Here is an 11,864-nt window from a genome sequence, read left to right as displayed (position 1 = left end):
ATGCGAATGCATACTTTTCTTGCTCAAGACTCTGAGCCACATCATCGGTCGTACAAAAGTTAAATCATCAACTAGGCCAAGATAATGAATACAGACAACACTTTAAATAATGCTCCTTTCGGTACTCTACTAGGCTATGCCCCTGGCGGTATTGCTATTTACTCTTCCGATTACAGCACAATAGATGAGAATCAATACTCAGATGATTCTGCCATGCGTAGCTATGTGCATGGTGAATACATGGGCTATAAATGGCAATGTGTTGAGTTTGCTCGCCGTTTTTTATATATCAATTACGGGCTGGTATTTACCGATGTCGGTATGGCGTATGAGATTTTTTCGTTGCGTTTCTTACGCCAAGTCGTTAACGATAAAATCTTACCGCTTTATGCATTTGCTAATGGTTCTCGCCAAGCGCCTGTCGCCGGTTCATTGCTAATATGGCAAAAAGGCGGTGAATTTCAAGATACCGGTCACGTGGCAATTATTACTCAAATTATCGATAACAAGGTGATGATCGCAGAGCAAAACGTCACCTTTGAGCCATTGCCATTAGGTCAACAATGGACTCGAGAATTAACCTTACAAGTTGAAAATGGTGACTACACCATAAAAGATACTTTTGATGATTCTGAAATTTTAGGCTGGATGGCTTATAACATTGAAGCACATGACTGCTTACCTCAACCCTCTCCTTCACCACAACTACTGAATATTCAATGTCGTTATCGTGATAACCAAGCACAATTTTCAAGCCCATGGTTAGATGAAACTGATCCGCTTGAATTAACTTACCAACGAGCTAACAATGACCAGTTACTTAACGATGATATTTACCGTTATTTCACCATATCTGAAAGCGCTGAACATGAATTAGCCAAAGCAACCAACGAATTGCATTTAATGTACTTACACGCCACAGATAAAGTACTGCAAGACGATAGCTTGCTTGAACTCTTTGATATTCCCAAAATACTGTGGCCTCGTTTACGGTTATCATGGCAAAAACACCGTCATAGCATGTTAACAGGTCGCCTTGATTTCTGTATGTCTGAAGATGGATTGAAGGTCTATGAATACAATGCCGATTCCGCATCTTGTCATACAGAAGCGTGTTTGATCATTCAAAAATGGGCTGAACAAGGGGGGGATATCACTGAAAATAGCCCAGCTGAAGATCTACTTAATGAACTTGCCAGTGTGTGGAAATACAGCCAAGAATATGATTTTGTACATATCATGCAAGATGATGATAGCGAGGAAGATTACCATGCATTATTCATGCAAAAAGCGTTAACCTTGGCTGGTATTAAGAGCAAAATACTCAAAGGCTTAGATGGCATTCATTGGAACAGTATTGGACAATTAATCGATGACGACCAACGTTTAATTCAATGTGTATGGAAGACATGGGCATGGGAAACCGCAATGGATCAAGTACGCGAAGTCAGTAGTACAGAATATGCAGCAGTGCCTATACACACAGGCTACCCTGATACTAAAGTGCGCTTAATCGATGTGTTACTTCGCCCTGAAATTAAAGTCTTTGAGCCACTATGGACAGTGATCCCAAGTAACAAAGCGATATTACCTGTACTATGGTCATTATTCCCCCACCACCATTATTTATTAAATACCGACTTTACGATCACCGATGAACTTCGAAAAACAGGTTATGCGATAAAACCTATTGCAGGGCGCTGTGGCAGCAATATTGATTTAGTTAGTCATAACGATTCAGTATTAGATACCACCGATGGCAAATTTAATAACCAGAAAAATATCTATCAGCAACTATGGTGTTTACCTAAAGTAGCGAATAAATATATTCAGGTTTGTACCTTTACTGTCGATGGTAATTACGGCGGCGTATGTTTACGTTCAGATGATTCATTAGTGATTAAAAAAGACAGTGATATTGAACCACTAATAGTAATGGAAGATGATGCAGTGCTAAAAAATAGCTAATCATTAAATACCCACAATCAAAAAAGCCGTGTAAATGACTATCAAATAGATATCATCACACGGCTTTGTTTTAACAAATTTACTTTGTTAATTTATTAAAAATCGTAGTTAACGTTTATACCGAAATTACGTCCAGGTTGGCTACGTCGCTCAATACCATTCGTGGTCTTGTTAGCCCCAGCCATATCTTGATACTGCCAGTATTCTTTATCTAGCGCATTAAACAGGCCTGCTCGTACAGTCATGTCTTTTACTGGGTGGTAATAAGTCGTTAAGTCCACTACCGTGTAGCCTGCTACATTAAGGTTATTTTTATCTTGCCAATTATCTTTAGCCGCGACCATGGTCACATCTAATGCCGTTCCCCATGTTTCATTTGGCGCATCGTAACCAATACCAACCACAGATGTTAATGGTGCAATGGTATCAAGCGTTTTTCCTGTTTGCTTATCTTCACCATCTTGATAAGCAATACTTGCCTTAGCATAAGTACCCATTGGCGCATTGATAACTTCATCAAGCCATAAATTCGCAGATAACTCTGCACCATAAATACGAGCTTTCTCTACATTTTCATTAGTTGTGGTCTTAAAATTATTCACTTCAGTAGTCACTTCTTGAATAAAATTAGAATAATCATTATAGAAAACAGAACCCGTTACATTACCTACATGGTTTTCAGCACGGAAACCTAACTCGTAAGAATTACTTTCTTCAGGTTTAAGATTTGGATTAGAGACAATCTTATAACCATGTGCTCGATTATCTTTATCGTAATACATTTCATACAATGTTGGCGCTCTAAAGCCCTGACTGTATTGAGCATAAGTACTAAATTTATTGGTCCAATGATAAACAGCCCCTAAACGACCGGTAAATGCATCACTGTCATGATCTTTTAAACCAGAAGCTGCATCAGGCTTAGCTTTAAACTCGTCATAACGCACACCTGCGGTAATAACGGCTTTATCATCCAACAAGAAAATTTGATCTTGAATAAATACGCCACGTTTTTCAGATTTTGCTGTGGGAACTTCAGTTGGGCCCGGTTTTGAAGTACCTTTATCTAAGTTATAGTCGATATAGTTTAGATCAAACTTATCATTAACAACGGTCGCGCCATATGTCAGTTGGTGGCGTGATTGTGCCAACTCAATCGCTTTAGCAAACTGAATATCAAATTGCGTGCTGGTATCTTTACCTGCGCGATAACGATTACGATTACCAAGTCTATCAGTATGGTCATAATTATCATGCTGGCTACGTTGTTGCTGCCAATTAACTTGCCATTTCAATGAATCAAACACCGCATTTTCAGCTAACCACTCATGCTCAAAACCAAAGCGTTTGCGAGTGTCTTCATCGTCACCACGAGTTTTAGTGTAAGTAAAGCCGGGCGCTATCGTATAACCATCACGCGATAAAATATCACCATTCGCATTACGCGTGTAATACTCCCCTGTGAAACCAATACGGTTAGCATTATTTATTTGATAGAAAGCTTTGGCTAATACGTTATGCGATTCAATATTTAATGGATCAGCCGATTTACGCGTAACCCCTTTGCTATCATCATGGGTATTATAAGCATCGGTTTCATGGCCATTACGGTAGGTATAGATGATCATTGTTTCTAAGTCACCGATTTGTTTTGCAGCCTCTACACCTAACTTATATTGGTCATCGGCACTGGCATAACCACTTTTCAGCCCTGCATGTGATGTTTCACCTTGTAATAAATCTTCAGGGTTTTTGGTACGCATAATCACAGTACCACCTAAAGCATCACTGCCATAAAGTGTCGATGTCGGCCCTTTATTAACTTCAATCGCTGTTAAGGTATCAACTTCATAGTTATTACTATTTTTACGCATCGCGTCTGCGCCAGGATTATAAGATGCAGGTTGTTCAACCCCATCAACTAATACTTTAACGCGACTCCCCTTCATACCTCGAATAGTAATATCTTCCATACCAAATCGACCATGACTATTAACAGATACACCAGGTTCGTATTTCAACGCTTGCTTAACATCTGTAGCGAGGTTTTTATTCATTTGTTCAGACGTTATTTTAGCGACCGAGGCCGGTATGTTTTTTATCGCCTCTTCTGTTCGAGTACCTGAAACAACAATTTCATCAAATTGAGAAACGCTATCTTGCGCAAAAAGTGACGGTGAAGAAAATGCCATAACGAGTGAGCTGGCGATAAGTGTCAGTTGCTTATTCATAATTCCCTGCTTTAACAAAAATCCAACGATACGGTTCGATGATGATTATACATACCGAAATGATAATTACTATCATTATCATTCAATTTTTAATAAGTCTGTTTATAAGAATAAGCAGTTGTTTAGCCACATAAAAACTAAGGTAAACGTCGATATATTCACCAATAATACGCTGATATAATAAAAAAGCGCATTTCCTGTCTAATATGCTTGCATGTACTTATTGGGATTGTTAGTATGCGCGCTCGTTTTACGACACTAAGTAAGGTCGCATTACTTAGTGAATTATTAAATCAAAGAGTATTGATTATGAAATTTAATGCAATTGTACGTACAGACCTTGGTAAAGGTGCGAGCCGCCGCCTACGTCTTACTGATCACTTCCCTGCAATCGTTTACGGTGGCGAAGCTGCACCAGTAGCTATCACTCTTAAGCACAGTGATATCATCAACCAAATGGATAAGCCTGAGTTCTACGAAGGTTTTGTTCTTGTAATCGATGGCCAGGAAGTTAAGGTTAAGCCTCAAGACATCCAACGTCACGTGTACAAGCCAAAGGTTGAGCACATGGACTTTAAACGCATCTAATTGCGTGTTCATAAAACTCTTCAAAAAAGCACTCTACGGAGTGCTTTTTTTATACCCCACCTTTCTCAAAATCATCAAATATAAATGGTTGTTGAGGTGATTGAGCATCAGCTTCTTGAGGATTATTTTGCTGTTGTTTACGCCGCATTATTCGCACATACCGCTGCCGACATAATTTTATAACCTTGATTTTTTGATCTGCCGTCATTTGCTGCCAATAAAAACGTTCATCACGACTGCGATAGCACCCTTTGCAATAACCTCGATTATTGACCTGACAACAGCCAACACAAGGGCTTGGCACATCAAAAAAGTCCAGTTGCTCCATATTACTCCACGCTTTAACGATTCCTGTTGTATTTATTTAGCATAATATATTCTGTCTCAACTGTATTTAAATCATACAAACCCACTCAACATGTTAATAATATTGAGTCAATGTGTTTATTAAGAATCTTATTTGTTGTTTTGCTATGTTGATTTTTAGTTACTAGTTCTGCTAAGGTTATTAGCATTATCACGGTAGATAACAATTTATTTATTGATTAAATACATTATTTATCTCTTATTTAATTAATGTATTAACTGGAGGGAACCATGGATTTTTTTGTACCATTGGCTAAAGATATTGATCAAGCACAGTCTGTTTACTCATCAATTGCAGAGCATGTTTCAGCACCGACACCTACGAATGACAAACGTATTCAAAAGCTAGTTTGGACTCATGAAGGCATTGAATGTATCGGTGAAGTCGGAAAATTACCTCCTGAGATTTTTCGTGCTGATGATGAAATTTTGGCTATTTTTGAGTGTGATAATGTCTATAAAATTTGTACTCAAAACCGCGGTGTTATTAATTTCGACCCAATTCTAGCAACGATTGATACAGTAAAGAGTGTCGTTTATTTTGATTAAATAACCGTTGTTAAAATAGAAACGCGCCTTTAATTACGGCGCGTTTTATTTTGTTATTAAAAAAGCCCTAACTGTGGCGCGGTTATATTATCAAACGACTTTCCAATAAAAATAAGAATACCATCAGCAACAGGTTTTAACTGTTTCTCTAAATAGTGATTATAATCAATAGCGCTTTGCCGATACTCTATCGGCTCAGCACCAGAGGTGGTAAATATATATTCTATCGCACCTTTATTTTGATACTGTAATGGCCGCCCTAATTTGGTATTCATCTCATCTGCTAATCGTGCAGCACGCACCTGTGGCGGAATATTTTTTTGATAATCATCTAAATTACGCCGTAAACGCTTTCGATACACTAGTTGATCATCAAACTCCCCAGCCAAAGTGCGATTGGTATAGTCACGAATATAATCATCAACATTGAGATCATGGAACACCATCGAATACAGTGTTTGCTGAAAGTGTTGCGCCAGTGGCGTCCAATCGGTTCGCACAGTTTCTAAACCTTTAAACACCATTTGTTCTACATCACCCCGCCAAACTAATCCTGCATAGCGTTTTTTACTGCCTGTTTCTTGGCCGCGAATGGTTGGCATTAAAAACTTGTGATAATGGGTTTCATATTCAATTTCAAGGGCTGATACTAACCCATATTGCTGCTGAAGATGCTGTTGCCACCACTTGTTAATATGCTCAACTAACGCATTACCTATGCTATTCGCTTCTGCTTGAGAATGGCTCTTTTTAAGAGAGACAAACGTTGAATCTGTATCGCCATAAATCACTTCGTAACCTTTAGCTTCAATCAACTCACGGGTTAGCTTCATAATTTCATGACCACGCATGGTAATTGATGACGCTAAACGATGATCAAAAAAACGACAACCTGATGAACCTAAAACACCATAAAACGAGTTCATAATGATTTTAATCGCTTGTGAGAAAGCTTTATCGCCTTCACGTTTAGCACGATCACGTGCCGCCCATAACGACTCAATCATTTCAGGCAAAAAATGCCGAGTTCGATGAAACTGGCCACCACGAAAACCGCTGATCGCTTGATGATCGGCTTTACCCTCTTCAAGCAGTAAACCTTCAACTAACCCCATTGGATCGATTCTAAACGAGCGAATAATTGACGGATACAGCGACTTAAAATCGAGTACTAATACTGAATCATAGAGCCCTGGCTTAGAATCCATCACATAACCGCCAGGGCTTGCTATCCAATTTTCACTTTCTAGGTTAGGCGCTATATATCCCGCTCGGTGTAGTTGTGGCATATAAAGATTAGTAAATGCGGCAACTGAACCACCAATGCGATCAAGTTCAACCCCTGTAAGACGGCTACGCTCTATGGCAAATTCTAATAAATGAGTATGTTTAAAAATACGCGTGACGAGTTTACAATCTTGAAGATTATATTTGGCTAACGACAATTTATCATGCTTAAACATATGGTTAATTTCAGCCATACGATCATGCACATTATGAATCGCTTTACCTTCGCCTAATAATTCTTGTGCAACTGCTTCTAATGACCATGAACGAAAATTGTAAGTCGCTGTCTTTAGCGTATCGATACCATCCATCACCACACGGCCAGGAATACGGATAAAACCTTGATTGGCATTTTGGGTTGAGCGGCGGTAATGGGGCGTTTGTTTACCTCGACCAATACGAAGATTAATCTTATTCCATTCTGCGCGATGCAGTAATAGACGACAGTCAAAATCAATCACATTCCAACCAATAACAATGTCAGGATCATACTCAATAAACCATGATTCTAATGCCAACAATAATGCTTTTTCGTCTGCTACCCACTCAATAAGTAGCTCATCACTCATTTGATAATCAGCAGGCTGTTCTCCAACCATGATGACACGGCTATCCATCTCACTGTGCATACCAATTGAATATAAAACGCCTTTTTCTGAGCACTCAATATCTAATGAGACTAAGCTTAAATCAGGAATGTAGTCAGCAGCTTTAGCCTTAGCAAACAATACATCATGATAACCATTACGTGATTTGACATCACCAGTAAACATTAAGCCACCACGAATAAAACGCTCCATCAAAAAACGGTCAGCCAATCGAATATCCGCTTCAAAAGGCTTAATGCCCTCAGCCTGCAAACATTTACTGATAGTAAGGTTGTCTCGAATCGTATCGCTATAGCAGCCCACGACTTGTTGATGTTGAAATGTTTTAAGCGTTAATGGTTTCCATTGCACCGCAATATTAGCCGCACGAATAATTTCCATGGCTTGCTGCTGCTGACTAGCGCAGAGAAAAAGAACCGGTTTATCACCTACAATCGATAATCGATAAGGACCGGTGGCCGTTTTCACCCACAGAACAATTTCCGTTTGTCCTTTAATATCTCGACTTTGACGAGTTAATACAAACCCAGTTGAATGTGACTGCAAAGAAACCTCAATTTACTTTAATATGACAATAACGGCGTTAACCTATTTTGCGCTCAATGTGATTAAACTCATTCACAATCCATCCGCCCCAGTGTGATAACAAAAATAAAGAGGCTTTTTTAGGCACTACCGGACCATTAATTAACACAAATAATCGTTCAATCTCGGTTGTTTTATCAGGATAAACTGTTAAAAAATAATCTGCGCACTGTTGATCAGTATACGCCCAACCATCAATACGCCATGCAACTAACATAAAGCAACTTCTGAGCATTTTTTTACCCGCTCGACGACAGTAGCTTTGATAGTCTGCCATATTTGTTGTGCGTCTAATTTGCTGCTGCATCGTATCTAAAAAAGCGGCGATATCATCGTTAAAGACTTTGGCTATTTCCCAACATGGTTCAAAGTAACCAAATTTTTCACCAAGGTTAGTACCGTATAAACAGACACTGCAATGTTTTAACCAAAATCCCCACTTAAAAATGGCACTAATAGATAGCACTTCATCAAGCAATAACCATGTAATATCAACATTGGTAACTACTGGATAGCGTTGCTGTAAGTTTTGACACACAACGGCAATTCGATGCTGCTCTACCACTGTTAATGGCGTAGTTATCACCACTGTCAGATTAAGATCACAACATCCCTTTGTTGCCTGTCGATAAGCGATACTGCCATTTAGATAAATACTGTGTAATGTCTCCACTTGTGACTGTAAATCTGTTACAGCCGCCACTAGCAATGGCATAAAATCTAATTGAAAAGGGGTTTGATGATCCAAACAAGGTAAAAACTTAGCCACAACACCTACTCATCACATAATCTACCTATATTAACGACAAGGTTAACGATAGTTATTATCTTTTTTATCATTAACTTATCTATAAAGCCTATTTTTATTGCCCTCCTATCGATACCAAATGCATTCAACCAACCATTGCTGCTAGATATCGCATATTTCGAGGGTTTGGGTATAATAACATTACTATACATAGATAGAGATCAATCAGTATCATGGAAACAGAAAACCTTATTTCATACGATGATGTTATTGACGTTGCATACGATATTTTTCTAGAAATGGCAGCGGATAACTTAGAGCCAGCAGACGTATTATTATTTACAATGCAATTTGATGATCGTGGCGCAGCTGAAGTTGTTGAAACTCGTGATGACTGGGAAGAACATCTTGCTTGTGAAATTGATAAAGATCTTTACGCAGAAGTATGTGTTGGTCTAGTCAATGAAGAAAATAACGAACTTGATGATGTTTTCGCTCGTTTACTGATCAGCCGTGATCCTGAGAACAAAGGCTGTCATATTTTATGGAAGCGTGACTAAGTTCAAACGCGACTCCATATAAAAAGGCGCGGAATATACAAACAACGAGAGATTAACTCGTTTGAACGTTATATTCCGCGCCTTTTATTGTACTAATAGTATGACTAACAATTACAACGATTAGCGAGCTAAAATTGTCGTATCTTGTTTACTGTAACGGATCCACCACAAACTCATCACTACGATAATTGCCATTACTGTCATCACAACACCTAAGCTAAATTGGCTTTGGGCACTCATAAATGATGCTGCTAATGTTGCAGCACCAGCACCAACATTTTGTAAGCCACCAAGTACCGCGCCAGCCGTTCCCGCATGATTTGGAAAAGGTTGTACCGCTGCTGTCGTTGCAACTGGTGCTAGCATACCAGTACCAATAAAGTACAAAAATGCGCCGCCAATCAAACTCGTAACAGTCACTAAACCAGCAAAGCCTGGAATGATAATCGTCACTGCACCCAATACCAATGCAATCATGCCGATAACCAATACACGATTTAGACCTAAACGTCGAACTAAACGGCCAGATAACCATGCTCCACCTAAATAGCCGGGTAATGGTAAAATAAATAACCAACTTACAGTGATTGGGTCTAACTTCAAGACACTACCGAGTAATACACCAGCCGATGCTTCAAACACGGCAATACCTGCAAATGTTGCGATTAAGCAAATAACATAGCCTTGAAAACGACGGTTACCTAATACGTAACGGTAGCTCACCAACACACGCTCTGCATGACGTTTTTCTGGTGGTAATGTTTCGCTAAAATATTTCATCATCGCAACAGTAACAGCAGCACCAAACACGAGCAGAAATCCGTAAACTGATTCCCAGCCTAAATGTTTAGCAAGGTAGCCACCTAACACTGGAGCAATAAGTGGAGATAAAATAACCCCCATGCTAATTAAGCTATTCGCTTGGTGTAAATCATCACCATCATAGCTATCACGCGGTACTGTACGACACATTGCACCACTACAACCAGTACCACAACCTTGAATAAAAGTCGCAACTAAAAACCAGTGGAAATTTGATGACAGTAATGTGCCAATAGTACCAATAAGAAAAATAACCATACCCGAAATAATCACTGGGCGACGGCCAATACGATCAGATAATGGACCATAAATAAACTGTGATAACCCATAAGGAATAAGGTATACAGCCATTACTGCTTGTAAATATGCGGATTTAACAGAGAAAAATGTAGCCATGTCAGGAATTGCTGGCACATACATTGTTTGTGTCATTTGCCCGACAGCAACCAAAATAATGAGTAATAGTAATAATTTACTCATATTATTAGCCGAAGATTGCTTAATCACAACCATCACCCTCAAAAAAGATTAATATTGTTAGTTAATTATTAATAATCAACATATTAAATAAGAAGAAAAATATAGAATAGAGTATCTCTGCTATCAAATACGAAGCGGGTTCGTTTAAATAGTATCTATGCCTGTAAAATCAGCGCAAATAGTAATCTTCTGCTTAATAACTAACAAGTGAATATTGTCCTTCACGCACGATTGTTTATTATCAATTGCATTAGAAAAACTAATGTTGAATAAATGGCAGGAATAACCGTCATTTTTAATCAAAAATAAACCGTAGTATTTTTTATAATAAAAATACTACGGGGCTATTTAAAGCTATCACAGTTAGTCAAACTTTAAGCGGTGTTTACCGTGTGAAGCCTTTACTTTCAAATAATTTTCATTACCATCTTTAACATGTGCTTTAGTTCCAACAACTTCAATAATATTGATACCGTGTTGTTCTAAATCACAAATCTTTTTAGGGTTATTGGTTACTAAACGTATTTCATTTGTCCCTAACGCACTCAACATTTGAGCGGCTTCAGAGAATTCACGTAAGTCATCACCAAACCCAAGATGGTTATTAGCCTCATAGGTATTCATACCTTGGCTCTGTAATTCATAAGCATCAATTTTATTATATAAACCGATGCCACGCCCTTCTTGGCGTAAATAAAGGATAATGCCGCCAACACTGCCCATCTTTTCGATAGTTTCATCAAGCTGCTCACCACAATCACAACGCGAAGAATGAAACACATCGCCCGTTAAACATTCAGAATGCATACGAACTAGAGGAGCTAGCGTTTTATCTGCACCTTTAAAAATAATAGCAACGTGCTCTTTGCCTGATTCAAGACCATTGAACGAAAGCAATTCTGCGGGGATATTGCTGTTAAGACCTACTTTAAAAGGCACTCTTGCCCTAACATTTACCATATTTTTCCTAAGCACTGCTTCATGTCCCTGCTATAAAGGGGCATTTGATTATGACTAAATAATACCGAAATTAGGGTACTAACAACAACTATATCAAAAATCGTTTAGGATC

10 protein-coding genes are annotated in these 11,864 nt (G+C 38.6%); 4 read left to right on the top strand and 6 right to left on the bottom strand.

Annotation, left to right across the window (positions count from 1 at the left end; all coding sequences use genetic code 11):
• Nucleotides 1-84 precede the first annotated feature (84 nt).
• Entirely contained in the window at nt 85-1,968 is a 1,884-nt protein-coding gene (gss, locus tag PMAL9190_RS00645; RefSeq protein ID WP_087843452.1) for a bifunctional glutathionylspermidine amidase/synthase, read from the top strand.
• 95 nt (nt 1,969-2,063) lie between these two features.
• On the opposite strand, the gene PMAL9190_RS00640 is transcribed toward gss, so the two are convergent.
• Nucleotides 2,064-4,199 carry a TonB-dependent hemoglobin/transferrin/lactoferrin family receptor gene (locus PMAL9190_RS00640; RefSeq protein ID WP_087843451.1) on the bottom strand — a complete coding sequence of 712 codons (2,136 nt, stop codon included), beginning with the start codon at nt 4,197-4,199 and terminating at the stop codon, nt 2,064-2,066.
• Nucleotides 4,200-4,508: 309 nt separating this feature from the next.
• On the opposite strand from PMAL9190_RS00640, the gene rplY reads away from it, so the two are divergent.
• Nucleotides 4,509-4,787: a 50S ribosomal protein L25 gene (rplY, locus tag PMAL9190_RS00635; RefSeq protein ID WP_087844182.1), complete on the top strand. Its 279-nt coding sequence runs from the start codon at nt 4,509-4,511 to the stop codon at nt 4,785-4,787.
• A gap of 49 nt (nt 4,788-4,836) precedes the next feature.
• On the opposite strand, the gene PMAL9190_RS00630 is transcribed toward rplY, so the two are convergent.
• Nucleotides 4,837-5,115 (bottom strand): DUF1289 domain-containing protein, encoded by a 279-nt coding sequence (locus PMAL9190_RS00630; protein ID WP_087843450.1) that lies wholly within the window; start codon nt 5,113-5,115, stop codon nt 4,837-4,839.
• Nucleotides 5,116-5,384: 269 nt separating this feature from the next.
• Between PMAL9190_RS00630 and PMAL9190_RS00625 the strand changes: the two genes are divergently transcribed.
• Entirely contained in the window at nt 5,385-5,702 is a 318-nt protein-coding gene (locus PMAL9190_RS00625) for a hypothetical protein (RefSeq protein ID WP_087843449.1), read from the top strand.
• A 56-nt stretch (nt 5,703-5,758) separates the two neighbouring features.
• Here PMAL9190_RS00625 and PMAL9190_RS00620 read toward each other — a convergent pair whose 3' ends face one another.
• Nucleotides 5,759-8,143: a DNA polymerase II gene (locus tag PMAL9190_RS00620; RefSeq protein ID WP_087843448.1), complete on the bottom strand. Its 2,385-nt coding sequence runs from the start codon at nt 8,141-8,143 to the stop codon at nt 5,759-5,761.
• Nucleotides 8,144-8,180: 37 nt separating this feature from the next.
• Nucleotides 8,181-8,951, bottom strand: coding sequence for a nucleotidyltransferase domain-containing protein (locus PMAL9190_RS00615; protein WP_235004248.1), 771 nt, complete (start codon nt 8,949-8,951; stop codon nt 8,181-8,183).
• 212 nt (nt 8,952-9,163) lie between these two features.
• Here PMAL9190_RS00615 and PMAL9190_RS00605 point away from each other — a divergent pair, with 212 nt between their 5' ends.
• Nucleotides 9,164-9,490 (top strand): HI1450 family dsDNA-mimic protein, encoded by a 327-nt coding sequence (locus PMAL9190_RS00605; RefSeq protein ID WP_087843446.1) that lies wholly within the window; start codon nt 9,164-9,166, stop codon nt 9,488-9,490.
• A 120-nt stretch (nt 9,491-9,610) separates the two neighbouring features.
• Here the strand turns inward: PMAL9190_RS00605 and emrD are convergent, their stop codons facing one another.
• Nucleotides 9,611-10,792: a multidrug efflux MFS transporter EmrD gene (emrD, locus tag PMAL9190_RS00600; protein ID WP_200813357.1), complete on the bottom strand. Its 1,182-nt coding sequence runs from the start codon at nt 10,790-10,792 to the stop codon at nt 9,611-9,613.
• Nucleotides 10,793-11,155: 363 nt separating this feature from the next.
• Nucleotides 11,156-11,752, bottom strand: a complete 597-nt coding sequence (locus PMAL9190_RS00595; protein WP_087843444.1) for a GTP cyclohydrolase II — start codon at nt 11,750-11,752, stop codon at nt 11,156-11,158.
• Between the last annotated feature and the right edge of the window lie 112 nt (nt 11,753-11,864).

Origin of the sequence: Photobacterium malacitanum (genome assembly GCF_900185615.1) — a bacterium.
Taxonomy (GTDB): domain Bacteria; phylum Pseudomonadota; class Gammaproteobacteria; order Enterobacterales; family Vibrionaceae; genus Photobacterium; species Photobacterium malacitanum.
Note: the sequence above shows the minus strand (reverse complement) of the source record. Positions and strands in the feature narration are given on the sequence as shown.

What these genes read in the sequence shown, in the direction of transcription:
- gss (WP_087843452.1), top strand. Translation starts at nt 85, where the DNA reads ATGAATACAGACAACACTTTAAATAATGCTCCTTTCGGTACTCTACTA.
- PMAL9190_RS00640 (WP_087843451.1), bottom strand. Translation starts at nt 4,199, where the DNA reads ATGAATAAGCAACTGACACTTATCGCCAGCTCACTCGTTATGGCATTT.
- rplY (WP_087844182.1), top strand. Translation starts at nt 4,509, where the DNA reads ATGAAATTTAATGCAATTGTACGTACAGACCTTGGTAAAGGTGCGAGC.
- PMAL9190_RS00630 (WP_087843450.1), bottom strand. Translation starts at nt 5,115, where the DNA reads ATGGAGCAACTGGACTTTTTTGATGTGCCAAGCCCTTGTGTTGGCTGT.
- PMAL9190_RS00625 (WP_087843449.1), top strand. Translation starts at nt 5,385, where the DNA reads ATGGATTTTTTTGTACCATTGGCTAAAGATATTGATCAAGCACAGTCT.
- PMAL9190_RS00605 (WP_087843446.1), top strand. Translation starts at nt 9,164, where the DNA reads ATGGAAACAGAAAACCTTATTTCATACGATGATGTTATTGACGTTGCA.
- emrD (WP_200813357.1), bottom strand. Translation starts at nt 10,792, where the DNA reads ATGAGTAAATTATTACTATTACTCATTATTTTGGTTGCTGTCGGGCAA.
- PMAL9190_RS00595 (WP_087843444.1), bottom strand. Translation starts at nt 11,752, where the DNA reads ATGGTAAATGTTAGGGCAAGAGTGCCTTTTAAAGTAGGTCTTAACAGC.